The 23,712-nt window shown below is 31.9% G+C and carries 26 protein-coding genes, 2 tRNA genes and 1 other RNA gene; 6 read left to right on the forward strand and 23 right to left on the reverse strand.

Annotation, left to right across the window (positions count from 1 at the left end):
* Positions 1-2 precede the first annotated feature (2 nt).
* From EVJ48_01930 to EVJ48_01975, 10 genes are all read right to left on the reverse strand, one after another.
* The gene (locus tag EVJ48_01930) at positions 3-587 is read right to left on the reverse strand and encodes a lytic transglycosylase domain-containing protein (GenBank protein RZV40278.1); all 585 of its coding nucleotides are present in this window, start codon (positions 585-587) and stop codon (positions 3-5) included.
* A gap of 236 nt (positions 588-823) precedes the next feature.
* Entirely contained in the window at positions 824-1,057 is a 234-nt protein-coding gene (locus EVJ48_01935) for a hypothetical protein (protein ID RZV40279.1), read from the reverse strand.
* Between the two features lie 382 nt (positions 1,058-1,439).
* Positions 1,440-1,679 (reverse strand): hypothetical protein, encoded by a 240-nt coding sequence (locus EVJ48_01940; protein RZV40280.1) that lies wholly within the window; start codon positions 1,677-1,679, stop codon positions 1,440-1,442.
* 165 nt (positions 1,680-1,844) lie between these two features.
* Positions 1,845-2,099 carry a hypothetical protein gene (locus EVJ48_01945; protein ID RZV40281.1) on the reverse strand — a complete coding sequence of 85 codons (255 nt, stop codon included), beginning with the start codon at positions 2,097-2,099 and terminating at the stop codon, positions 1,845-1,847.
* Positions 2,100-2,301: 202 nt separating this feature from the next.
* Positions 2,302-3,396 (reverse strand): hypothetical protein, encoded by a 1,095-nt coding sequence (locus EVJ48_01950; GenBank protein ID RZV40282.1) that lies wholly within the window; start codon positions 3,394-3,396, stop codon positions 2,302-2,304.
* A 6-nt stretch (positions 3,397-3,402) separates the two neighbouring features.
* Positions 3,403-3,693, reverse strand: a complete 291-nt coding sequence (locus EVJ48_01955; protein RZV40283.1) for a hypothetical protein — start codon at positions 3,691-3,693, stop codon at positions 3,403-3,405.
* Positions 3,694-3,745: 52 nt separating this feature from the next.
* Entirely contained in the window at positions 3,746-4,198 is a 453-nt protein-coding gene (locus EVJ48_01960) for a hypothetical protein (protein RZV40284.1), read from the reverse strand.
* Between the two features lie 2 nt (positions 4,199-4,200).
* Positions 4,201-5,001, reverse strand: coding sequence for a hypothetical protein (locus EVJ48_01965; GenBank protein RZV40285.1), 801 nt, complete (start codon positions 4,999-5,001; stop codon positions 4,201-4,203).
* Entirely contained in the window at positions 4,998-5,183 is a 186-nt protein-coding gene (locus EVJ48_01970) for a hypothetical protein (protein ID RZV40286.1), read from the reverse strand. Before EVJ48_01970 ends, EVJ48_01965 begins: the two co-directional genes overlap by 4 nt.
* Positions 5,184-5,210: 27 nt before the next feature.
* Complete coding sequence (locus tag EVJ48_01975; GenBank protein ID RZV40287.1) at positions 5,211-5,606, reverse strand: hypothetical protein; 396 nt, start codon at positions 5,604-5,606, stop codon at positions 5,211-5,213.
* An 895-nt stretch (positions 5,607-6,501) separates the two neighbouring features.
* On the opposite strand from EVJ48_01975, the gene EVJ48_01980 reads away from it, so the two are divergent.
* Both EVJ48_01980 and EVJ48_01985 read left to right on the forward strand, forming a co-directional pair.
* Positions 6,502-6,693, forward strand: coding sequence for a hypothetical protein (locus EVJ48_01980; protein RZV40288.1), 192 nt, complete (start codon positions 6,502-6,504; stop codon positions 6,691-6,693).
* Positions 6,694-8,985: 2,292 nt separating this feature from the next.
* A complete protein-coding gene (locus EVJ48_01985; GenBank protein RZV40289.1) occupies positions 8,986-10,044 on the forward strand; it encodes a site-specific integrase in 1,059 nt (352 codons plus the stop codon).
* A 74-nt stretch (positions 10,045-10,118) separates the two neighbouring features.
* Here EVJ48_01985 and EVJ48_01990 read toward each other — a convergent pair.
* The 13 genes from EVJ48_01990 to EVJ48_02050 form a co-directional block, all read right to left on the reverse strand.
* Positions 10,119-10,193 (reverse strand) — tRNA-Thr (locus EVJ48_01990).
* 31 nt (positions 10,194-10,224) lie between these two features.
* Positions 10,225-10,947, reverse strand: coding sequence for a hypothetical protein (locus tag EVJ48_01995; GenBank protein RZV40290.1), 723 nt, complete (start codon positions 10,945-10,947; stop codon positions 10,225-10,227).
* Between the two features lie 39 nt (positions 10,948-10,986).
* On the reverse strand, positions 10,987-11,679 hold the full coding sequence (locus EVJ48_02000; GenBank protein ID RZV40291.1) for a hypothetical protein: 693 nt from the start codon (positions 11,677-11,679) through the stop codon (positions 10,987-10,989).
* A 180-nt stretch (positions 11,680-11,859) separates the two neighbouring features.
* A tRNA-Glu gene (locus tag EVJ48_02005) sits at positions 11,860-11,936 on the reverse strand.
* Between the two features lie 82 nt (positions 11,937-12,018).
* Positions 12,019-12,585: a hypothetical protein gene (locus tag EVJ48_02010; GenBank protein ID RZV40292.1), complete on the reverse strand. Its 567-nt coding sequence runs from the start codon at positions 12,583-12,585 to the stop codon at positions 12,019-12,021.
* A 128-nt stretch (positions 12,586-12,713) separates the two neighbouring features.
* The gene (locus tag EVJ48_02015) at positions 12,714-13,253 is read right to left on the reverse strand and encodes a TlpA family protein disulfide reductase (protein ID RZV40293.1); all 540 of its coding nucleotides are present in this window, start codon (positions 13,251-13,253) and stop codon (positions 12,714-12,716) included.
* A 78-nt stretch (positions 13,254-13,331) separates the two neighbouring features.
* Entirely contained in the window at positions 13,332-13,814 is a 483-nt protein-coding gene (gene smpB, locus EVJ48_02020; protein ID RZV40294.1) for an SsrA-binding protein SmpB, read from the reverse strand.
* A gap of 65 nt (positions 13,815-13,879) precedes the next feature.
* Positions 13,880-14,232, reverse strand: a transfer-messenger RNA (tmRNA) gene (gene ssrA, locus EVJ48_02025).
* 112 nt (positions 14,233-14,344) lie between these two features.
* The gene (locus EVJ48_02030; GenBank protein RZV40295.1) at positions 14,345-15,319 is read right to left on the reverse strand and encodes an HD domain-containing protein; all 975 of its coding nucleotides are present in this window, start codon (positions 15,317-15,319) and stop codon (positions 14,345-14,347) included.
* A 17-nt stretch (positions 15,320-15,336) separates the two neighbouring features.
* Positions 15,337-16,794: a YchF/TatD family DNA exonuclease gene (locus tag EVJ48_02035; GenBank protein ID RZV40296.1), complete on the reverse strand. Its 1,458-nt coding sequence runs from the start codon at positions 16,792-16,794 to the stop codon at positions 15,337-15,339.
* 21 nt (positions 16,795-16,815) lie between these two features.
* On the reverse strand, positions 16,816-18,402 hold the full coding sequence (gene metG / locus EVJ48_02040) for a methionine--tRNA ligase (GenBank protein RZV40297.1): 1,587 nt from the start codon (positions 18,400-18,402) through the stop codon (positions 16,816-16,818).
* Between the two features lie 146 nt (positions 18,403-18,548).
* Complete coding sequence (locus tag EVJ48_02045; protein ID RZV40298.1) at positions 18,549-19,226, reverse strand: stage 0 sporulation family protein; 678 nt, start codon at positions 19,224-19,226, stop codon at positions 18,549-18,551.
* A 24-nt stretch (positions 19,227-19,250) separates the two neighbouring features.
* Entirely contained in the window at positions 19,251-20,393 is a 1,143-nt protein-coding gene (locus EVJ48_02050; protein ID RZV40299.1) for an AAA family ATPase, read from the reverse strand.
* Positions 20,394-20,708: 315 nt separating this feature from the next.
* On the opposite strand from EVJ48_02050, the gene queA reads away from it, so the two are divergent.
* The 4 genes from queA to EVJ48_02070 all read left to right on the forward strand — a co-directional run.
* A complete protein-coding gene (gene queA / locus EVJ48_02055) occupies positions 20,709-21,773 on the forward strand; it encodes a tRNA preQ1(34) S-adenosylmethionine ribosyltransferase-isomerase QueA (GenBank protein RZV40300.1) in 1,065 nt (354 codons plus the stop codon).
* A gap of 39 nt (positions 21,774-21,812) precedes the next feature.
* Entirely contained in the window at positions 21,813-22,916 is a 1,104-nt protein-coding gene (locus EVJ48_02060) for a tRNA guanosine(34) transglycosylase Tgt (GenBank protein ID RZV40301.1), read from the forward strand.
* Positions 22,917-22,987: 71 nt separating this feature from the next.
* Positions 22,988-23,353, forward strand: a complete 366-nt coding sequence (yajC, locus tag EVJ48_02065) for a preprotein translocase subunit YajC (protein RZV40302.1) — start codon at positions 22,988-22,990, stop codon at positions 23,351-23,353.
* A gap of 136 nt (positions 23,354-23,489) precedes the next feature.
* The coding region (locus tag EVJ48_02070; GenBank protein ID RZV40303.1) for a protein translocase subunit SecD at positions 23,490-23,712 on the forward strand (223 nt) is incomplete at its 3' end.

A 23,712-nucleotide genomic window follows, 5' to 3' on the forward strand; every position in this document is an offset into this window, starting at 1 on the left:
TATCAAAGGATTGCTGTTTTATATCTTTCACTAAACTTTAAAACTTTTAAAACGTAATGGTGGACATTATCCGTAGGATTTGTGGATGTCGGCAGATGTTTTGTTTTCAAAAAATAAAGGGCGGCGTTATAACCGGCGTTATAACCGGCTATAGCATAAGCAATTTGAGAAAAATTTTTTAAAAGAAAGCTTAAATATTCAATACCTATTCTAATATTTAATTTTTTATTGTTAATCAATTCTTCACATGAAAAGTTTTTATGCGTAATAAATAAAGCCGTTGCCGGTTCTATTTGCATTATACCGCAAGCCCCTGCCGGAGATTTTAAATATCTGCCGTTATTGCTCTCTTCCTTTATGATTCCTTTCACTAAGGCAGGGCTTACTTTATAAATTTTAGAGTAATATTTAATATAGTTATTAACGTTATTTTTACAAGCCTTTAATAAAACATTTTTATATTGATTTAAAGAAATAATTTTTAATGTAAATATAGTTTTTATAGGCTTTTGTTTATTATTGCTTTTAAAAAATAAACCGTTAAATAATAATATTGCCGTTATTGTAATGATTATGTATTTTGTCATGATAATAAAAAAGCCCAATAAATATCATTGGGCTTTAAATAATAGTTTTTGTTATTCTAGATTTTAAAAACCTGTCGTAAGTGCTGAAAGCGCGCTAGCGTAAGTGCTAACGAGCCGGCGGGCGCCGTCTCTAGCGCTCGCCAAGGCTTAAATGAGCAAAACAATCTGACTTTTTATAGGTTCAGCAGGAAATTTTATGGGAGATAATGGAAATCCAAATAGTATATAAATCTTTTTTACTTAAATCCAATACCGAAATCGTTAAAATCTGAACCGGAAGGATTACCATAGGTATCTATCCCATTTATAGTAGGTAAACCATTAGCGGGATTTACTCCGTGTTCAGTATTATCATTATCTTCAAAAGTGCTATTATTTTCGGTAGATTTTGAGCTATTTTTTATACTCAAAATTCCTATTATTACCAACACCAATATGGGAATCGTAATAAATAATATTGAACCTATCATTTTTTTATCCTCCTTAATTTTATATTTTATTAATTTAATTGTAAATCAGTTTTTAATATAACTTGATATTTATAATTAATTTATTAAATTAAATACACTAAAATTAAAACTAACACACTAAAACCATTAAACATTAAATTAACATCAAAATCATTATTTTTTATCTTACTTAATCTTATTTTAACCCAACCTTTATTTTTAGCTAAACCCCAATTTTTTATCGGTTTATAAACTATTCCTGCCGGAGTCCAAATATCCAACATTAAATGGGTTATTCCAACTATTAACCCCTGTATCAAAATATATAATAAAAATTTATGTGAAGTTTAAAGCTTGTGTTTATGGATTTAGCACACATGCCAGGCAATAGTTAAGATAATGTTTAGTCATCATCGTGATTCATTGAAATAGGACAACCAATTGACATTGAGACTGGATCTGTAGTTCCCATTAGCTTATTCTTTTTTTTATCATCATCATAACCTGTAATTTTAATATTACCTTCAAGGATTTCTATTAATAGTATTAAAAACACTATTAATACAATAGCGCCAATAGATAAAAGTATCCATAAAGGCAATGTTAAAATATTATTTAAAAAACCGTGATCATATATTGACATTTTATTAACACCTCCTAAATTAAATATATTAAAAAGTTAGCATTGAAATTGTTCTAATCACAGTTAAATTTTGTAGTCTATATATTTATAGTTTTATTAAAGTTTGACTACTAACCGACTATATAAATAAAAACTACGAGCATGGACAGATATTAAAATAGATATTTAAATATAATCATCTGAAGATATTTCTGTACTATCCCTACTAACATAAGAATAATCATAGTTATAACTATTAAACGGATGATCGTCGTCGTCTTCACTATAATCTACATTAAAAGGACTTTTATTATAATCTACTTTGCTATTATAATAATGTAGCATTTCTCCATTTTTTTTAGCAAAATAATTTTTTATTCTACCAATAAGTCCGAGTCCTATCATAATTATACCTAATATTATAATTATTGTATTTACCATTTTATTTACCTCTTAAAACTTCAGTTATAATACATAATTAAAATAAACACGCCAAAAAACATTAAATTATAGGCTTGGGTTACGAAAATTAAAAGCGCCGTTGCTAATTATCTAGTCGTCGCTTTTTTCCTAGTCACTCATTAACCTAATTTCTTTATACAACCAAAAATTACAAAAGTCAAGTTATACATAATTTTTTAACTTATTTTTTCGCTTTCTTTATTGTATATACGATAAACCCAATTCCGCCAGCTAAAATTATAACAACAATTATTATTATAAAAAAAGAAGATTTATTATGGCTTGGGACTAAAACAAAATCTTTATATTTTTTAAAATCTGTTTTACTTATTGTAAAAACAATATGATTACCTGTAAAAAAATAAGTATTATTTTTTGATTTCCTAAGACCGTAATAATAATAAATAAAGTTTTTAGCATATGATTTATACGGTTTTTTGTATTTAATTGCCAAATATTCAATAATAGCGACTGATTTATTTTTTTTAGTAAGCTGCCCTATTGACTGATTTTTTACAAGTGTCATAAATAAATTTTTTTGAATTTTTCTTACTTCATTCACGTGTGTGATAAAAGGGTCATAAATAAAATTTCTGGATTTGGATATTAAACCCATATATAGAACTGACATTAAATAATTATCAGAACTTGTAATCGGTGTAAATATGTTTAATTTATCGACTACTTTTTTATTATTGTGAAAAATAAACATCTGCAATAATTCATCTATTCGGTCATAATTTCCGGCACGATACAACGACAATATTTTTTTTGCGCCCTCTACGACTTGCCAAATTGCTGGAGCGGCTGGATAGTAGTTTTTACCTATATAATAGGCAAAGTCAAGATTATAATTTATATTTATAGAGTTAGAATTACTAAGGTTTTGAGACATATTTTTTGATATATCATAAGCATTCTCTTTTTTCACCGATTTATCACTGCCGACGTTTATACCGGTTATTTCCGGTATGGAAATACCGGTCTTATTATCTATTTCGTTAATTAATTTATTAGAAACCGTTTTTGATGAATTTATTGAGTTTATAATTTGTTTATAATTTGAGATTGTAACAGGCAGACCGTCTAAACCTGTAATATCTGCAAAAGTTGCGCTGTTAAGACCTATGCCTCCGGTTGGCGATTCCCAATAAATTTTTAAAGCTCCGTCAGAGCCAACACAAGACCCGTTTGTGCAGCTAATATTCATAGCGTATGATTTTACGCTTAAAAATACGGTTAAAACTAAACTAAAAATTACTAAAATTTTTTTCATGATAATTTATCTTATATTATTTAATTTTTTTTTGAGCTCTTTTTGTTGCTCTTTTTTCTTTTTTTCTTCTTTCTTTATATCATTTAATTTTTTTTGATAATTATCGGCTCTTTTTTGATAATCGTTTCCAGTCATAGCCTTTTTCGAGCCGTAAAAGTTAGCATTGAAATTGTTCCAATCACGGTTAAATTTTGTAGTCTGTATATTCATAGTTTTATTAAAGTTCGACTGCTGACCAACTATATAAAGAAAAACTACGAGCATGACGGGTATTAAAAAAAATAGATATTTAAACATAATATTATTACCTTAATTTTATTTTTGTTACTTTTTAATCTGCCTATCTAAGTTAATTGTTGGCACTTTTTGCAATATCTAATTTTGCGTTGTTATTATCTTTGTTTACGTTGTTGTCGTTTTTTTTAATAGTTTTTGTATTCACATTATTTTTTTTACCGTAAATCTTTACAGAAACTATTGAAACCTTATTGCCTCTAAATTTAAAAATTACACATCTACTTTTTACGTTTTTAGTGTGAAAAAATGTTAAATAAGTTGTGTTTGTGGTATATTTTCCGCAATATGACCAATTTCTATAGCCGTTTGAATTATATTTTCTTGATGGAACTCCATATTTCGCTAAAATATAATTTTTACTTACGCCTTTTATAGATTTAACATTTTTTGATTTTATAAATCCGGCGCTTGACTGTCCTTTAACGTTATAAAACCCGCAACCGCTTAAACTTAAACCTAAAATTGCTAATATCGAAATTCCTAATAATAATTTTGTTTTTTTCATGATTACACCTCTTTTTTTCTGATAATTAATCTTTTAAATAATTTTTTATTGCCAATTATAGGGCTAATTGCGTCTACTATTTCATACTTTTCTTTGTTATAACATTTTAAAAAAGTAACAGGAACGCCGATTAAACCATTATAATTATTTGGTATATCTTTAATCTTATCTACATTAATTGCATTATAATTGTCGTATATATAATATGAACAATATTCTTTTCTAACATTCGTTTTATCTACTTTTTTAATATTGTTTAGCCATGCAGTCAAAACTTTAACTTTTGTTAAATCAGGCGTTAAAAAAGTGTTTGGATAATTATTACCGAGCCATATTTTGTCATTTTTTATTAAATTAAATATATTTTTATTTGTATAGGACAAAAAAGGAAATATTATTAAAAATTTCTTATTATATTTAACCAATAAATCAATATATTCTATAAGTAAAGAAAATGGCGGATTAGTACAAATTATATCAGCCTTATTTAATAAAGCTATACAATCAGGGCTTCTAAAATCTCCATTTTGCGATAATTTAGATTTAACAATTCCTTTTTTTGTTAATTCTATTTTATAATTTCCGTGTTTATGTGTTATTATTAATTTTTTAAGTTTTAAATTATTAAAATTTTCTTTAAAATATAACCAAAAATTAGAAAATTCTGAATCGCAATTACAATATACTACTTTATTTTCAAATTGTTCTTTATAATAAGGCAGTTCTTTTTCTATGTCGCTTATTTGCGTATAAAATTCATCGTTTTTAACTTTTTTTGCTTTATTTAAATGTTTAGTGTTCATTTCTCCTTATCTTTAAATTTAAAATAACTGCATTTTTCAAAATCTTGATATGATATAGCTTTTTCGCCATACTTGACTTTTTTAAGATAAGCTAAAGCTAAATCAGTTATCAAAGTATTTTTACATTTCAAACCTACTTTAAGCGTTTCTAAATCACAGCCGCATTTTGGACATTTATTCATAATTAAACCTGTGTTTAAGCAGAGCGCTTAAAATTTATAACTGAAAAGCGTAACAAATATTGCCATAGCACTTAAACTACCTAAAATAGTGACTGTTGGGCTTATTCCAGAACCGCTGCCTGAAGAAACATTACCATTTGCAGGAACTACGCCTGGTAATCCGACAGGGCTACCGGAGTTTGTATTAACTTTAGAACCATAATTTTGAGGCGGTAAACCCACTACAAAGCCAGGATTTGAAACATTAGTAGGTGCCCCGTAATTTTGTGCAGGTAAACTGACAGGCAATCCGACAGACGAATTTTGAGCAGGCGCCCCGTAATTTTGAGCAGGCAAACCTACAGGATTAGCGGCAAAAGCCGATGTGCTTAAAAAAGTCGATAAAGCTAAAGACATTACTAAAAATATAATATTTTTTTTCATTTTAATTTACCTATAAAACAAGGATTTTAAAGGATCCTTAACCCGATTTTAAAAAAAATAAAAAGGATTTTAAAAAAACGGATAATCCTTAAACCGTATCACCTTATCACCTTATTTATCATCTAAATTTAGACTTAGAACTGATTCCAAGACTTTTTTAATATTTTGATAATCCTTTTCCGTTGTTATCAAAAAATGTATCACTATATTTTTTGTAATATGAATTTCAAAGAAATTAACCGGAGCGGGATACTTACAAACTTTAATATCAATATCATCTATTTTTTTCATATTTTTTCTATTTTTCCGCCACAGAAAGGGCATTCGTCATATTTTTCTTTAAATATTTCATAACAATCTTGACAAAAATAAGCGTTTTGTATATGTATATAATTATTTAATTGTTGTATGTTTATTTTGTATAATCTCACAGGTATTTTATTTATATTTAATAAAAAATTTTTTAACGGAATTAACGAATTGCCGGAACCGCAATTATCACATCTGTTTTTATCGGTCAAAATCCCGCAATGCCAACATATTTTTACATTTTCAGTTATTTTCATAATATTAAGGGGGTGCCGCCCCTGGAATAGGGACGGCTGGAGAGAAATTGACCTTTCGAAGGTTTTTATAAATTTGTAATAGCAACTATTACCTATATATAGTAAGCAACTTTTTATAAAAATTTTTAGCTTAAAAGCCTTATAAAATAAGCGTTTAAAAGGTATTAAACTTGACTTTAAAAGCGAAATTTCGCGTTTTTTTAAAACAAAAAAACAAAAAAAAGTAATAATTTATAATTGCTAGATATTTATTATTTATTGAATAAGGGGGGTCGCTTTTGCTCTCAAAAGCCCCCCCTCACCCCCAGCAAAAAGAGGATGGCATATGAATGCCTATAACAATTTGTCCTTCTATTGATAATCTATTTTTAGATGTTATACTATTTTTGCTAGCTAAAAAAGGGGGAGTGCTTAACGGGCTTTTAGTAGGGGCTTCACCTTTAAAGGTTATTGAAAAATTCTTCCTAGCCCAGACACAAGAAAAAAGAGAGTTTTTTTTGTTGTTAATCGGTTTTTATTAATAAAAAATGTTATAATTGACGTTTTACAACAAAAAAACGCCCCAAAATAAAAAAAATGCTTAATTAAATATTTATGAAACTCTGCGTTAGTTTTTAATACGGCGTTTTTTTAGAGCGCTAGCGATTATTCCGATTTAAAAAAAATAGCAAGCTATTTTTTTTTAATCTACAGTCGCCCCCTTTGAAAAACCAGCAAGCTGCTTTTTCAAAGGGTCTTTTTTTTCAATGGATTAAATTCCTTGATTTTTTTATTTTAGCGGAGCTCTTGACTTTATAAGGTTTATGCGTAATATAACATTATATAACGAATAATTTAGTGGAGTTCTTGACTTTATAGGTTTTATGCGTAATATAACATTAAACAACGCAGAAATTAGCGGAACTCTTGACTTTATAGGTTTTTAGCGGAAAATCAAAAAAAATAGCCGTCAATCCTTACGTATTATTGACAAGTCAACGATTTTTCGCAAAATAATAAAAAACGCTATATATATTTTTTTTAACGCCGCAATCCCTTGATATTGTTGAGTTTGCCGGTGTTTAGGTTGACTATTTTTTTTTGTATATTATAATTACATTATTAATTAAATATAATTATTAAGTTTACTGAATACATTGAGAGACTTGATAAAAAGGTAATAAAATGAAAAAAAATAAAGGAAAAGTAATAGAAATAAAAAAAAGTGATATGGAAGCCGTTTGGAAAGATTTGACAAAATATTATGAAAAACATAAAAAAGATATAATAGAAACAAAAAAAAGTGAACCACGTTTGAAAATAAGACTAATTTAGAGACAAAGTATAATTCTTTAAAACCCGATAATATCGGGTTTTTTTATACCTTTAAAGATTACTTAAAGTCAAGTCAGTTTATAAAATATTATATTATGCGTAAAATTTATTAATTACGCTTAAAAATCTTTAACAAATGTTAAAAAGTGCTTAAAATATAAAAAGTCAAGACGCCCGCCGTGTTATTACGTTTTGTATAGCAATATAATTAATTATAACGCTTTAAAATTTAAGCGCTTTTCGCGCTAGCGCAATCTTAAAAATTAATTTTATTTAATTTTTCTGTTTAAAGTTAAAAATTGGTGCTATGGATTAATTACTTAAAGTCAAGAAAAAGGGTGCCATGGATTAATTACTTAAAGTCAAGATTTTTTACTTAAAGTCAAGAAAATAATTACTTAAAGTCAAGAATAATTACTTAAAGTCAAGAAAAAAAAACAGGGCTTAAACTTAGTGCTGGCGTGAGGTTGCGGGAAATGGCAAAAATTGACTTTATAGTAAAATTAGGGCTCCCCAGGGTGCCATGGATTTTCGTTTTTTTTACTTAAAGTCAAGAAAAAAAAAATCCAGCTGCCCTAGTGCAGGCGTGAGGTTGCGGGAACAGCTAAAATTGACTTTTTAGTAAAATCAGGGCTCCCCAGGGTGCCATGGATTTTTTGCGACCGCAACGCTTAGATACTATTAACGGAAATGGCAATTTACAAATTACCCAAAAAAATCTATGGCACCCATTCAAACCCTTATATAATAAGACATAGAAAGAAAAACGACACGGATTTGAGAAAAAACACAACTCGTTGGAAAAAATTTTTTTTTTGGAGAACTTTTTTTATTTTTTCGAAAATCTGTGGCACCCCCCTAAGTTTCCTTATTTTTCAAGGGGTTGAGTGGGTGCCATGGATTTAAAAATCCATGGCACCCCAAAAATCTATGGCACCCCTTAATTTTCAAAGGGTTTAGCGTAAAATCGATTTTAAGCCCCCTAATAAGCGTTTTAAGGCGTTTTGGTTTTAGGTATATGGTTTACTACTAAAAATTAATTTAAAGGGCTTTAAAAGGCTATTACGGCGTTTTTTTTAATAACCGTTATAATAATATAATTTTAGTGCTTTGCTTATCGGAACCTTAAAAAAAGCGTTTCTTTTTTCTTGTGTCTGGGCTTATCGCTCCGTTCGTATAATCAAAAAAGTAAAGCCCATAACGATAGCTTTGCTTAATAGCCTTTTTAAGCCCCCTAATAGCCCTTTAGAGGCGTTTTGGTTTTAGGTATATGGTTTACTACTAAAAATTAATTTAAGCGCTTTTCGCGCTAGCGCAAGCTTAAAGGGCTTTAAGCGCTAGCGAGCCGGCGGGCGCCGTCTCTTGCGCTCGCCACGGCTTAAAGGGCAATTACGAGCGTTTTTTAAAAAATATAACACACTGAATAAAAACGCTTGACGTTATATATATTTTTGTGATAAAATTAATCAGTAGGTCAATTATTGAGGAGGATTTTTAAAATGAAAATTTACAAAAGAAACACCGGAGTTTATTATGTGAATACCGGAACGCGCAGAGTTTCATTAAAAACTAAAAACAAAAAAACAGCAGAAGCTATTTTTGAAAAAATGCTGGCGACAGGCGCAGATATAAACACAAAAAAAAATAATAATTTTGGTTTTGAAGATTTAATAAATCGATATATGGAATCGGCAAAAACTTTAAAATCTTTTTATAGGTTAAAAAGTTTTATCAAAACTTTAATGAACTTTTACGGCAAAAATAAAAAAGTCGATTCATTCACGGCTGGAGATATAGAACATTTAAAAAAACATATTCTGACAGAGAAAGGATTATCTAAAACTTATTTTAATAGACTTTTTGTGATTTTAAAAATTATTATTAAAAAAGGGGAAGATTGGGAACTTGTCGATAAAAACGTTTTGCCAAAATTAAAAAAAGTCAAGTTGGAAAAAGAAACGGCAAGGATTCGCTTTTTAAGCGAAGACGAAATAATAAAGATTTCAAAAGCTAAAAGTTATAAGGGACAACACAAAAACATTATTTTATTGGCACTTTTTACGGGAATGCGTAAAAACGAAATATTATCTTTAAAATGGGGAGATATTGATTTTGAAAATAAAATGATTAATATCAGAGCCGAAAATTCGAAAAATGGAATTAACAGATATATACCAATACCGGAACCGATACAAAATATTTTATTAAAAATAAAAGAAACGTCAAAAAGCGAATATGTTTTTTATAACAAAAAGACTTTAAACCGTCTTTACGATTTTAAAAAACCTTTTAACTATATATTAAGTCAAGCCGATATTAAAGATTTACATTTTCACGATTTGAGACACACTTTTGCGTCTTATCTTGTCATGTCGGGGGTTGGAATTGCTGAAGTACAACAATTATTAGGCCATAAAGACATAAAAATGACGATGCGTTATTCAAACTTATCACATAAACACTTGAGAAATTCTATAAGTATATTTGATAATAAAGAATTTCAAAGCGAAAAGGAAAAAGTAGAAAAGATAAAAGAAATATTTATGACGTTATTATAAAAAATTTTTAGCACTGTTTTTAGCACACTTTAAAAATTTTAAAAAATTAATAACCTTGAAACCCTTATAAAATATGGAGCCGGCGATAGGAATCGAACCTACGACCCGCTGATTACGAATCAGCTGCTCTACCCCTGAGCCACGCCGGCATTTTGAAGATTTAGATATTGTTTTACGAATTTATAATATTTTGTTAGCGGCAGTAATAAAATTAAGCCTTTCTTTCTTGTTTTCTATTTCTTGTGCTAAATTTTTTATTAAATTTTCAATATTGTCTGCATGAAAATTATTTGCGTTTTCGTTTAAATCCTTAAGCTTTTCGTCGAAAATAATAGAAGATATCGGGCCTAAATTTTCCGAAAAAAGATCTTTCAGCGCTTCCATTTTATCTTTTTGAATTATTTCTCCGGAATTTATTCCGTCTCCTGCCATTCCGTTATCATTTAAAATGGAATTAAATACAGCCTCGTTTTGAGCAAAAGAGCCGGCACCGCTTTCATCGCTTATAATATCGCTTGCTTTTTTTGAGTTATCGGCGGTTATCGATTGGTTTACTATTTTAATGAACTCGCTTTCAAGATAAGCAGTCTCCATCTTAAGAAGATTAACGTTAGAATTTCTCCTGCTAAGGATAAAAATAAACCCGCTTCCAAATCCGTTGACTATTATATTTCTGTCGTCAAAATTCAAGTAAAGAGAAGAAATTTCTATCGACGAAATAGAATATGATGCAAATAATTTGCTTATTTCTCTTGATACCCTGCTTATTTGTTCGGACTGTATTTCGGGATCGTTAGCCTCGAATTGTAAAACTTCGCCGTCTAAAGACGATATTGCGCAAGCATCTACACCGGCAATTTTGAGAATTTTATATATAATGCTTTTATCGTCGGTTGCGTTCATAAATTTATATTGCTAAATAACTGTATATGTAATTATATTTTAATTTTCCTTAAGTAATTTTATAGCTTCCATCTGCGTTTTTAACGCAGGGACTTCAGACGAAACTTTAAGGCTGTATAAAACATTTTTATTATTAATAATTATTTTTTTATAATTATTGGCTTCGCATATCGCGCTTTTTAATTTATTAAAATTTAATATATCGCCTAATTCTTTTGATTGATTAAAAAGAAATAAAGCGTCGGCGGATTCGAAATCTGTATCGTCGATGCCTTTAGAATATAATACTTCGCCGTCCTCTTTAACCGCAAGAATAGATTCTACGCCGTTTATTACGGATAAAGTTTCTGCAATTTTAACTACTAAAGCAGGACTTGATTCAGTATAGTTTTTTACAATTTCAGTATCGGAACTTTTTGCGTTATTAGGTTTTTGATTGCTATCCGATCCCTTGCCGTCTTCGTTAATTATTTGTATAATTTCGTCTAAATATTTATCAAGGGTAATTTCAGGAGAAGATTCTCCAATGCTAACCTGTATATTTATCGGCGCATCTAAGCCGTTTAATTCTTTAAATACGTCTATGTCCTGTTTTGTTCCTAAAAAGGCGTGCAATATTTTTCCGCCGGAAAAATATATAACGCCCTGCTTATCTAAAATTTCAAACGATAATTTTATATTTTCGAAACTATAAAATTGATCAAGCTGATATTTTATATCTTCTAGTACCATTTGGTATTATATTAAAAATATTATTACTTCATTAAATACGCAATCATATTTTATACTATCAAAAAAAACAACAATATGCAATGAAAAATAAATTCTTCTTAAATGCCTTTATGTAAAGGCGGGTATAAAAGAATAAAATAAATATTATAAATTTACCGTTAAAAAAGAAATACTGGAAAGTGGCGTCCCCAACGGGATTCGAACCCGTGTTGCCGCCGTGAAAGGGCGATGTCCTGGGCCGGCTAGACGATGGGGACAATGTTTTTTAAATGCAGAAAGAATATTATGTCATATTTATATAAGAAAAGCAAGAAAAAAATCTATAGGAAATCTATAGATTTAAAATCCTAGTTCCCCTAAAATTGAATTTACGCCGTTTTGAGCCATTTTTTGATTATCGGACACCATATCTTTTAATTTTCCGTATATTTCGGCTTTTTTTTCAGCCGGTATTTCTTTGGCTTCTACTTCGGAATCGACCAGTACTTTTATAAGTTTTGCCTTAGTTTCATTAAGCGTATTCTGTATTTTATAAAGTTTCTGTCCCGTTAAGTCCTGGAAGGAAAGAAGAGAAAGAACGCCTAATATTTTGTCTATATTTTTATTATTAAGATCTTTAAGATTAATAAGACTCTCTCTTATCTTCTTAGTAGGATTTAAATTAATAAGATCGACGAGCTGTTTATTTATATCGTTTGAATTTTCGTTTATCTCGTCCAGCAAATTCATTATGTTATTCGCCGCTTTTTCAGTTTCTTTGATGATATCGGAAATACCTTCCTGCGCAAGCGGTATGTTATCCGAGCTTTCTTTGACAGGCACCTTTAAATCTCCTATTTTTTTAGTAGCCTCGTCCACAACCTTTGCAATGTCTTTCAGCTCTCTCATCATGTCGTCTATAGCCATAATATCGTCCTATTTTTTTAAATATTAAAATAATTTATTATTTAGATTTTAAAACGTCGAAAATTTTTAGATAATTAATTTTATACACTAAATACGATTAAAAAACAATATAATTTTTATTCATGCTTTTAATTTTTATTTAAAAGCTTGTTTGTAATTTCGTAAAGTGCTCCTTTTGTTATCTCGCCTACCCAGTGAAACATAATACGTCCGTTTTTGGATATAAAAAATGTCTGCGGTATCTCGTTTATGCCGCCGTAATTGCTTATAACGCGGGAAGTTGCATATACTACCGGATACGTAATACCGCCGTCAAATTTTTTAAGAAAAGACCTCACGCCCCCAAGATTGTTATTGACGTTTATGCCTAACACGACAACACCGTTAGAACGTTCAGCGTTATAAAATTTTTTAATCATGGGTATTTCCGCTCTGCATGGCGGACACCATGTTGCCCAAAAATTAACGACTACTACGTGACCCCTAAAATTTTTTAGCGAAAAATTGTCGTATCCCGATAAAGTCGGATTAAGAACTTTTAAATTAAAATTATAAGCTTTTTTTGTACTTGCCTGCGCATGTTTAATGCCGGTTAAAAAAATAAACGCGAAAATAAACGCTATTATTAAAAACGTAAATATAAAACTGCGTTTGCGGCAACCGTTCATTAAGATAGACCTCCATATTTTATTAAATTTTTATTTAACGTATATTATAATATAATAATTAAAATAAATAAATTTATTTTAACGATTTAACGATCTGCTCTTAATAGCTCTTTCTACCTCTCTTTTATTTTCTTTTTCCTTAATAGAAGCTCTTTTGTCGTAATTCTTTTTTCCTTTTACCAATGCTATTTCTACTTTTGCCCTGCCTGATTTTAGATAGATTTTTAGAGGAACTACCGTTAAGTTTTTTTCTTTTATTTTGCCTAACAGTTTTAAAATTTCATGCTTATGTAAAAGCAAAACTCTCGTTCTGAGGGGGTCTTTATTTTCTCTGTTGGCCTTTTCGTAAGGGCTTATATGCACGTTCAACAAAAGTGCTTCTCCGTCTTTTATGACAACGTAACCGTCGGAAATATTTGCTTTGCCGGCTTTTATAGATTTTATTTCGGGACCGTAAAGCGATATTCCTGCTTCATACTTTTCGATAATTTCATAAAGAAAAGAAGCTTTTCTGTTATCTGCTACTATTTTTATTTTTTGTCCGGCAAGCGGATTTGACATATATTAATTTGCGGTATTGCCGGACTTAAATCCGGCGTCGCTATTACGTTTGTTAAAAAAAATCATGGTGGAGGCGGCGGGAGTCGAACCCGCGTCCGAAGATTTAAAACTAAAGCTTCTACATGCTTAGTTTATTCTTTAAATACGGCTTATGAAAGCAAAGAATAAACAAAACCTTTCTTCGTCGTCCTTTTAAAGATTCGGATTTGACGAAAAGGAAACGTCAAACCTATACCCTGCAGTTGTCGCCTTTGAATTTTGCAGGTAGAAATTTCAAAGACGTTAGCCGATTAAGCGGCTAATGCGTAATCGTAGTTATCTGCGATTATGTTTTGCTTTGAATGATTAACGAGCCTACAAAGCATCCTCGGCATGCAGCTTATAGCACTAATATCACCGTCGAAACCGTTGCGCCCCCAATTAAAGAAATTAAATAGAGCAATTTATAATATTTTTATCTTCACTGCTAATATAAATATATAAAAATGTATTAATATTATACCACATTTATAAAAAATATTTTTATTTATTTAACTTTTTAAAAATAGCATGGAATTTAACAGGTATCTGTCAAGAGGTTTTGAATACTGACTCCATAAAGCGTTGCCGCCGTTTTCTATAAAATCTGCTATCTGATTAACCTTAGAGTCCATGTTATCTATGTAATGGAGAAGAAATGCTTCCGTTGTTTTAGGTCTTTTGGGCGAACCGTATTCCATTTCTCCGTGATGCGATATTATGCTGTGGATTAAAATCAGTTTCAAATTTTCAGGAAATCCGTTTATTTCCGATATTTTTTTATCAACTGCAGACGAACCCAATACTATATGGCCTAAAAGCCTACCTTCGTCGGAATATTCCGTTATGTTGTTCTTGATTTTAAGTTCTTCTATTTTGCCGGAATCGTGAAGAAATATTGCCGCCAGAAGAACGTCTTTTATAACGTATTTTTTATAATGCTCGGCAAGAAAAGTTCCTATTTTAAGCATGCTTAACGTATGTTCAAGAAGCCCGCCTATATATGCATGATGTATAGATTTTGCCGCCGGAAGCGTTTTTAAAAGCTTTACGTAATTTTCGTCTTCCAAAAATTTATTGACGAGCCGTATAATATATTCATCGGTTAAATTTTCCTTTAAAACGGTTTTTAAATCGCTATACATTGATTCTATATCGTTCTTCGAGGACTTAAAAAAAAGAGCGGCATCTTCTGCGGCAATATTTTTCAAATCTATTTTTTCTATTTCCGTAATACTTAGCTGAAGTTCGTTTTGAAACAGCGAACTTTTTGATTTTACCTTTATTATATCGCCAGCTTCAAAAATGGGCGCGAGTTTATCTACGTTATCCCAAATATATCCCTTAATTTCGCCGGCTTTATCGGACAGTTTTAAATAAACGTAAGGTTTTCCGGTTTTACCCATAGCCTGAGATTTGCTTTTTACAAGAAAAGCCGAATCTACTTTCTGATTTTCCGTTATTTCCGACACTAAAATTTTTTCCATTTTATTTTTTTTCCTTATTAACCTACGTTATTATAATGTCTGAGTTTAAAATTGACTCCAAGATTTTTTGCAAAATTTTCAATAAACGCTATATCGACGCACGGAAGGTCTATTGCCGTAACGGTCACGTTTTTAATATATTTTTTCGATTCTTTTACAAAATCTATAACGGCATTATAAGGTTTTATTCCTTTTGAAGCAAGTTTGGGATCGCATATAGCATCGTATATTTCGGAACTTTGCGCATTTAAGCTTATGCTTACGGAATCTATAATATTTTCAAGTTCTGCAGCTATGTTGCGTCCGTAAACCGCGTTTGCAAGTCCGTCGGTATCAAGCCTTATTTTTATATCCGCCGGATCGGTTCTATAGGTACCTTTTTTAATTACTGAGGCAACTTTCTTTAAGGTTTCTATGCGCAAGGTAGGTTCTCCGAGACCGCAGAATACTACTTCTTTAAAATCGTAATAACGAAAAATAGAGGATAAAACTTCGCTCACGGAAGGTTCTTTTTTAAGTTTAAGATTGTACCCCTGCACGCAGAAATTGCTTTTGCCGCCCTGATATTTAGGACAGAAAGTGCATCTGTTTGTGCATTTATTCGTGAGATTTACGTAAACCGAGTTTCTTATTTTATATGCAACTGCAGGGTAAAATCCGTCCACGCCTTCAAGAGAAAAAAGATTTACCGTGTTCTGGACGGTTAAATCGTTCATTATTTTTAGTTCCGCGCCTTTTTCAGCCGTCACGGTTTCCAAAACGAAGCGCACGTAAGAAGGCTCGTTTCTTTTACCTCTGAAAGTTTGGGGCGCGAGAAACGGGCTGTCGGTTTCTATTATAATTTTTTCGGAAGGTATTATTTTAGATACTTCCCTTAATCCTTCATTTTTTTTGTATGTTATATTTCCTGAAAATGAAATAAAAAAACCCATTTTTATTAATTCTTCTGCAGTCGTCTTATCGGAAGAGGAAAAACAGTGTATAACTCCGCCGAAAAAACCGTCGGAACTTTTCGCATATTCTTTTAAAATCTCTAATGCATTCTCATATGCGTCTCTTATATGAATTATAACCGGCAAGCCTTTGGAAGAGGCAATTTTAAGCTGAAATTTAAAAAGTTCTTTCTGTTTTATTTTAATTTCTTCTATTTCTTCTTTGGATGCTTCGGGCAGGAAATAATCTAATCCTATTTCTCCTACCGCTACTATTTTATTTTTATTGCCGGAATAATATTTTTCAAACTTTTCCGCTATATCTGCAATATCTCGGTAAGGGCTTTTTGGATGGACGCCGAGAGTAGTAAATATATTGCCGTAAGAATTAATTATTTCTATCGTCTTATCGATTCTTTCGTGCTGAGCTAAAGAACCGATAGAAACTGCATGCGTTACGCCGTTTTCGGACATTCTCGACAAAACGCCGTCAAGGTCTCCGTCAAATTCATGCATTTCAAGGTGGCAGTGCGAATCTATCATAAAATTATAAAAGGTAAACGATTATTTTTTAATATTTTTATCGGTATTTATTTTTGGGAACATAATTTCGGTTTTTTCGGCTATACGCAATCCGTCTTTAAACAAGCCGGCGCATACGTCCGCAATACTGTCGGCTCCAGCCGAAAACCCCTGAGCGTCGAAAGGAGCGATATTAAATATAGCATTAATTTTTCGCGAAGTTTCCGGCATAAAAGGATATATCAGATAAGAAATATAATAAATGGAAACGGAAGCCGTTCTTAGTATATTCAGTAATTTTCTTTTTTGTTCCGGATCGTCGGCGTTTAATTTCCAGGGCGCAGAATCGTTGATATATTTATTTAATATATTTATAAATTTAAATACGTCTTCCAATATTTTAGCAAAATCATATTCTTCGTATCTTTCGTCTAATTTTTTTAATATATCTGAGGCAGTATTTAATACGCCGCCGTCTTCGAACGCCGAATTTCTTCCGGGAACATTCCCTCCGGTATATTTATTGAGCATTGCGGCGGTTCTCGAAACTAAGTTTCCAAGGTCGTTCGCAAGAGCGGAATTGTACCTAAGTATAAAATTATCGGTATTAAAATCTCCGTCCAAGCCGAGCGTAATTTCGCTCAAAAGATAAAAACGTAGAGGATCTGAACCGTATGTTTCTATTAAAGATATCGGGTCAACCGCGTTTCCTGTAGATTTAGACATTTTTCTGCCTTCGGTCAGCCACCAGCCGTGGGCGGTAACCGACTTCGGCGGTTCTAGTCCGAGAGAGAAAAGCATAATAGGCCAGTAAACTGCATGAAACCTTAATATATCTTTGCCGACTATATGATTAGCCGTTTTAAAAAAATTCTCAAAATCAGGATTTTTACCGTTAAGATAGTCTTCGTATCCTATTCCCGTAAGATAGTTTACAAGAGCGTCGAACCAGACGTATATAACGTGCTTTTCGTCGTCGGGAACGGGAATCCCCCATTTAAAAGACATTCTCGAAATGCTTAAATCTTCCAAACCCTCCTTGATAAAAGATAAAACTTCGTTTCTTCTAAAATCAGGCTTTATAAAGCCTGGATTATTTTCTATATAATCAAGTAGCCGTTTTTCATATTTTTTTAATTTTAAATAATAGGTTTTTTCTTTTACTTTTGAAGTAGTCCTTCCGCACTGGGGACATTTTTCGCCGTCTAAAAGCGACTTTTCCGTAAGAAAAGTCTCGCAAGGAGTGCAGTACCACCCTTCATATTCTGAAAGATATATGTCTCCGTTTGCCTCCATTTTTTTAAACGCAATCCTTACAGTTCTTATATGGTCTTCATCCGTAGTTCTGATGAATCTGTCGTAAGATATTCCTATAGCGTTAAAAAGTTCTTTAAATTTTATATGAACGGAATCGGCAAGCTGTTTGGGCGTTATTCCCCTTGAATCGGCTTCTTTTTCTATTTTTAAACCATGCTCGTCCGTTCCCGTTAAAAAAAACGTTTTATATCCGCATAATCTTTTAAACCTGGCAATAGTATCGGCTATTATAGTAGAATATGCGTGTCCTATATGCGGTTTATCGTTTACGTAATAAATAGGAGTGGTAACGTAAAAATAATCGTTCTTCATATCGCTATATTAAAAAATTAAAACCCCTTTATCTTTATATTATTAATGTTTATTTATATTTTTATATCGTTTGTATATTATGTATATTAACTTATCGAGAATCCGGAGGATTATCGGAACTGCATGAAACGGAGACGCTTTTCGGTCTATTTTTCCAAAGGCTGCTTTTCGCCTACGCAGCATTCGTCTTCCGTAGGCGGGTCGAAAGCTAAACAGCATAGAAGCCGTCCGCAATAACCGACAAATTTACTTGTATTTTGGCACTGCAGTTTGGTAATTTTAGAAGTTACAGGATTCATTTCGCCTATTACGGAGGTGCAGCAACAAATTCTTCCGCAAATGCCGATTCCGCCCAATATTTTACATTCGTCGCGAATATTAATCTGGCGCATTTCTATTCTTATGTGAAATTTGGAAGCCAGAATCTTAACTAATTCCCTAAAATCTACTCTTTCCTCGGCGCTGTAATAAAATATCAATTTATTGTCGGCGACGGCATATTTGACTTTCAGCAGTTTCATTCTCAAACCTAGCTGTTCCGCATTTTTTTTACAAAAAAAGTAGCCTTCTTTTTCCGTTTTATAGTATATGAATTTATCGCCCGTTTCGAAAGGAAAAAGTTTTCTTATTATGAAAGAAGACGGTTTCTGCGTTAAGACGGCGGCATCTTCCGTAAATACTTTAGTTTCTCCTGCTACGGTTCCTATGCGAATATTTCCATCCAAATCTATTACCACCTTATCTTCGGGTATAAGATTTGAAATTTTGGAAATACACTCTATAGTATCGCCTGTATTAAATATTTTTACTTCTACGGTTCTCATATTTTATTGGTTTAGTTTTTTAATTCAAGCGGATATAAGGTTTGAGAAGTACGAGTCTATAGATATCGATTTATTTAAATTATAACTGTTTATTTTTTCTATATATAAAACCGTAGTTTCAATCATATGCCTTATATCGTCGGGAGAAACTCCGCTTTCAAGAGCAAATTTTTTTATTTCTCCTGCAATGTCTTCATTATACAATATTTCTTCATCTTTTAACAAACTATAAATATAAATATCTCTAAATATAAATAAAATCAGCTCGAAAATATATGTTTTTTCTTCATCTTCGTCCGCAGACGCATCTTTAACTTTAACTTCGGTATCTATACTACCGTTTTTTTTCTTCGCGTTTTTGCTTTTGGAAACCTTTTCCTGAAACATAAATTTTGAAGCAAATTCTGCAGATATACCGTAAATATCTCCTCTTTTTTTAAATTCGGAAAAAAGTTTTTCAAATATGCCGTTAATCAAAAAATCTCTTTTTTCTAAATATCCGCCTTCTATCAGCTTTATAAAACCTGAATAGCTTCCTCTGGCAAGTTTTAAAAAAATCTTAAGCTTATTATCGTTTATATCGGGATATTTTAATTTAACAGCGCCGGATAAAATTTCATCGGCGATAGGAGCGAAACCTAGCAAAATACATCGCGATACAATCGTAGGCGCAAGCGTGCCTATATTTGACGTTATAAGAATAAAAACGGTTTTTTCCTGCGGTTCTTCAAGTATCTTAAGGAGGGCGTTAGACGCCGAAGGGTTCATAGCCGAAGCGTCGTCGATGATTATGAATCTGTGGGTCGGATACTGAGGTTTAAGAGCCAAAAAAGACGTAATTTGATGAATTGTTTCTATCTTTATAGAATTTCCGGACGACTCGACCATAAAAATATTTTGATTCATGCCGTTTAAAAAAGAGAAACAGGACGGACATTTACCGCAAAAATTCAAGGAAGAAGAAGCGGCGGCTGCTTGAAAATTTTCTGCGTAATCGCCGCATAAAACCGAAGCGGCAAAGGACAGCGCCGTAATATTTTTTCCTATATTCTTTTGTCCGTAAAACAAAAGTCCCGACGGCATCCTTTGCGAACCGTAAAGTCCGCTTAAAAAATCCGTCTGTTTTTTATGCCCTATTATTTCGGACAAATTATAGTTTAAAGCCATAGCGTAAATTAAAAAATTTAAAAAATAAATTTAAAAAAATAAACTCTAATTAATTACATTTAGAGAAACCGTATATATTATTATATACTTTTTTGCCTCGGTATTTCCATAATATAACTTTAATCCTTTACTGTAATATAATAACAGAAAAACCTCCCGAATATGTTATAATTGATAAAAAAATGCTTAAGAAAAAGTTTTCGGATTAGATTTTATTTTATGCATACGAAAAGAAACAATGATATTTCCTAAAATAAAATATGGCGCCTTTTTCTTTCCACTTTTCACAAAAGTTATTGTATAATATGGGTTTATATGAAAATAGATCTGTTCGATTACAAATTTGACGCGGAAAAAATAGCAAAATATCCGAAAACAAACAGAGACGAAGCTAACCTTATGGCCGTCGACGTAAAGAATTTTAAAATAACGCATAAAAAATTTTACGAAATAACCGATTATATCGAAAAAGGCGACGCCGTAGTCGTAAATAATTCCAGCGTAAAAAAAGCCAGGATTTTCGGAAAACGGGTTTCGGGCGGCAAAGTTGAAATATTTATTACCGAATTCCCCGCCGATATTTCTTTTCCTTTAAAACTTAAATCTCTCGTAAAAGCGCACAAAACTATAAAAGAGAACGAAAAAATAGAAGTAGCCGAAAAAATTTATATTACGGCTGAAAAAAATTTTGGCGGCGGCCTTTACGAAATATCGGTAGAAACTAAAAGCGATTACGATTATATTTTCGAAAAATGTGCAGCAATTCCTCTGCCGCCTTATATAAAGCGGGCGGCGGACAAAAAGGACGATATATACTACCAAACCGTTTATGCAGACGATTCCGCCGGTTTATCGGTCGCAGCGCCTACCGCGGGACTTCATTTTACGGAAAAAATTATAAATTCCATCAAAGAAAAAGGCGGTATTTTTACGGACGTTTCGCTGAATATAGGCCTCGGCACTTTTTTGCCCGTAAGGACTGAAGATATAAGACAGCACGAAATACACAAGGAAACTTATACCGTAACAAAAGAAACTGCCAATATAGTTAACGGTGCGATAAAATCAGGAAACAAAGTAATAATTACTGGGACTTCGGCGGTAAGGTCGCTGGAATCGGCTGCGGTAGAAAATAAAGACGGCACTTGCTTGATAACTACACGTAAAAACGAAGAAACATCTTTGTATATATATCCGGGTTATAAATTTAAAGCGACTAAAAATCTGATAACTAACTTTCATCAGCCTAAGTCGTCGCTTTATATTATGATATGCGCGCTTATAGGCATTGACAAAACAAAAGCCGTTTACGAAGAAGCTTTAAAAAACGACTATTCACTGTTCAGTTACGGAGACGCCATGTATCTTTATAATATATAAATATATAATAATATAAAAATAAAACAATTATCTAAAACAATGACTTTTAAAATAACCGCAAAAGATACGTTAACCAAGGCAAGAACCGGATTGCTGGAAACTAAAAACGGAACTATAGAAACGCCGGTTTTTATGCCTGTAGGAACTATAGGAACGGTTAAGTCTCTTTCTCCTTTCGAATTATACGACGAAGGCTTTAAAATTATGCTTTCCAATACGTATCATCTATTTTTAAGACCAGGGACGGACATAATCGAAAAATTCGGTTCTTTAAGAAATTTTACTAAGTATAAAGGTTCTATATTGACGGATTCAGGGGGATTCCAAATTTTCAGCCTTGCAAAATTTGCTAAAATAAAAGATGACGGCGTTGAATTCATGTCGCATATAGACGGCGAAACGCACTTTTTTACGCCCGAACGCGTAATAGAAATACAAAGTATTCTTGATTCCGATATAATGATGCAGCTTGACGTTTTTTCGGGACCAGGCGTAAAAAAAGAACAGGCTGAAAAGGATTTAGAAATTACGCTGGAATGGGCAGGAAAATCTATAGAAACTAAAAAAAATTACCGGAAGGATAATCTGCTTTTTCTTATAACGCAGGGTAATTTTTTTGAAGATTTAAGGGAAAAATCAGCGCGCGCAATGTCGGACTTAAACGCCGACGGTTATGCGGTAGGAGGTTTGGCTGTAGGAGAATCTAAAGAAACTATGCTTAGAATGCTTGAAATTTCGTCATCTAATCTTCCGGAAAACAAACCCCGATACCTTATGGGTGTCGGCACTCCTTCCGATATCGTTAAAGCCGTATCGCTGGGTATCGATATGTTCGACTGCGTACTGCCGACCAGAAACGCCAGAAACGGGTTTGTTTTTACTTCCGAAGGAACGGTAAATATTAAAAATTCTGCATATAAATCCAATATCTTACCTATAGATAAAGAATGCGGCTGTTTTTGCTGTAAAAACTTCAGCGCTGCTTACGTAAGACACGCTTTCATGAGCAAAGAAATCTTTGCGCAGAGGCTTTTAACCATTCATAATCTGCATTATTATCAAGATTTAATCGTCAAAATAAGAAATGCCGTTAAAAACGGCGATTTTTCCGATTTATTTAAAAAATATTCATCTTTGTTTTGACTTTCTTTTAATATAAATATAATATATAAAATTGCGAAATAAAATTAAAAATTAAAGTTAAAGGAGTTAGAATGAAAATTTTATCCGTTTTATCCGATTTATTAAATGTTTTAAAAGTTAAATCTGCTTATGCGGCAGGAAGCGCGCCGGCAGCTAAGAGCGGCGGATGGGAATCGACGCTTGTAAGTTTTGCACCGCTTATTGCCATAGTCGCTATTTTTTACTTATTAGTCATACTTCCACAGCAAAAACGTACTAAAGAGCATAGAAAGATGATAGAATCCCTTAAGGTAGGTGACGAAGTATTAACTACAGGAGGTATATACGGCGTTATTACCGGAATAGCCGACCAGCTTTTTACTATAGAAATAGCTAAAGACGTTAAAATAAAAATTACAAAGAGCGCGATTGCTACCAAAACCGCGAATAAGCAGTAATATATAAATATAAAAATGTATAATTCGTAAACATACCGAATTAGTTTACCTATTATATTATATATAATATATATTAGATTTATTATTCATTAAATTTTTTAATATTAAATATTAACGATTATTATGGTGAGGCTTGATGAAACCCGTTAAAACCAGAGTTATTTTAATATCGGTATTAATTCTAATATCCGTTTTCTCTATAATACCGTCCGTCTATCAAAATACGCCGGGGTGGTGGAAAGCGGTAATAGGCAACGCCGAAATGCATCTTGGACTGGATCTCCAGGGAGGCGTTTATCTAGTAGAAAAAGTAGAAACCGGAAAAGCCGTGAAAGAAAAATTATACAAAGATTATGCCG

The sequence above is a fragment of the Candidatus Acidulodesulfobacterium acidiphilum genome (genome assembly GCA_008534395.1).
GTDB lineage: Bacteria > SZUA-79 > SZUA-79 > Acidulodesulfobacterales > Acidulodesulfobacteraceae > Acidulodesulfobacterium_A > Acidulodesulfobacterium_A acidiphilum.

Excerpts from the sequence above, each read along its gene's own strand:
- EVJ48_01930 (RZV40278.1), bottom strand. The coding sequence starts at position 587 with ATGACAAAATACATAATCATTACAATAACGGCAATATTATTATTTAAC.
- EVJ48_01935 (RZV40279.1), bottom strand. The coding sequence starts at position 1,057 with ATGATAGGTTCAATATTATTTATTACGATTCCCATATTGGTGTTGGTA.
- EVJ48_01940 (RZV40280.1), bottom strand. The coding sequence starts at position 1,679 with ATGTCAATATATGATCACGGTTTTTTAAATAATATTTTAACATTGCCT.
- EVJ48_01945 (RZV40281.1), bottom strand. The coding sequence starts at position 2,099 with ATGGTAAATACAATAATTATAATATTAGGTATAATTATGATAGGACTC.
- EVJ48_01950 (RZV40282.1), bottom strand. The coding sequence starts at position 3,396 with ATGAAAAAAATTTTAGTAATTTTTAGTTTAGTTTTAACCGTATTTTTA.
- EVJ48_01955 (RZV40283.1), bottom strand. The coding sequence starts at position 3,693 with ATGTTTAAATATCTATTTTTTTTAATACCCGTCATGCTCGTAGTTTTT.
- EVJ48_01960 (RZV40284.1), bottom strand. The coding sequence starts at position 4,198 with ATGAAAAAAACAAAATTATTATTAGGAATTTCGATATTAGCAATTTTA.
- EVJ48_01965 (RZV40285.1), bottom strand. The coding sequence starts at position 5,001 with ATGAACACTAAACATTTAAATAAAGCAAAAAAAGTTAAAAACGATGAA.
- EVJ48_01970 (RZV40286.1), bottom strand. The coding sequence starts at position 5,183 with ATGAATAAATGTCCAAAATGCGGCTGTGATTTAGAAACGCTTAAAGTA.
- EVJ48_01975 (RZV40287.1), bottom strand. The coding sequence starts at position 5,606 with ATGAAAAAAAATATTATATTTTTAGTAATGTCTTTAGCTTTATCGACT.
- EVJ48_01980 (RZV40288.1), top strand. The coding sequence starts at position 6,502 with ATGCCTATAACAATTTGTCCTTCTATTGATAATCTATTTTTAGATGTT.
- EVJ48_01985 (RZV40289.1), top strand. The coding sequence starts at position 8,986 with ATGAAAATTTACAAAAGAAACACCGGAGTTTATTATGTGAATACCGGA.
- EVJ48_01995 (RZV40290.1), bottom strand. The coding sequence starts at position 10,947 with ATGAACGCAACCGACGATAAAAGCATTATATATAAAATTCTCAAAATT.
- EVJ48_02000 (RZV40291.1), bottom strand. The coding sequence starts at position 11,679 with ATGGTACTAGAAGATATAAAATATCAGCTTGATCAATTTTATAGTTTC.
- EVJ48_02010 (RZV40292.1), bottom strand. The coding sequence starts at position 12,585 with ATGGCTATAGACGACATGATGAGAGAGCTGAAAGACATTGCAAAGGTT.
- EVJ48_02015 (RZV40293.1), bottom strand. The coding sequence starts at position 13,253 with ATGAACGGTTGCCGCAAACGCAGTTTTATATTTACGTTTTTAATAATA.
- smpB (RZV40294.1), bottom strand. The coding sequence starts at position 13,814 with ATGTCAAATCCGCTTGCCGGACAAAAAATAAAAATAGTAGCAGATAAC.
- EVJ48_02030 (RZV40295.1), bottom strand. The coding sequence starts at position 15,319 with ATGGAAAAAATTTTAGTGTCGGAAATAACGGAAAATCAGAAAGTAGAT.
- EVJ48_02035 (RZV40296.1), bottom strand. The coding sequence starts at position 16,794 with ATGATAGATTCGCACTGCCACCTTGAAATGCATGAATTTGACGGAGAC.
- metG (RZV40297.1), bottom strand. The coding sequence starts at position 18,402 with ATGAAGAACGATTATTTTTACGTTACCACTCCTATTTATTACGTAAAC.
- EVJ48_02045 (RZV40298.1), bottom strand. The coding sequence starts at position 19,226 with ATGAGAACCGTAGAAGTAAAAATATTTAATACAGGCGATACTATAGAG.
- EVJ48_02050 (RZV40299.1), bottom strand. The coding sequence starts at position 20,393 with ATGGCTTTAAACTATAATTTGTCCGAAATAATAGGGCATAAAAAACAG.
- queA (RZV40300.1), top strand. The coding sequence starts at position 20,709 with ATGAAAATAGATCTGTTCGATTACAAATTTGACGCGGAAAAAATAGCA.
- EVJ48_02060 (RZV40301.1), top strand. The coding sequence starts at position 21,813 with ATGACTTTTAAAATAACCGCAAAAGATACGTTAACCAAGGCAAGAACC.
- yajC (RZV40302.1), top strand. The coding sequence starts at position 22,988 with ATGAAAATTTTATCCGTTTTATCCGATTTATTAAATGTTTTAAAAGTT.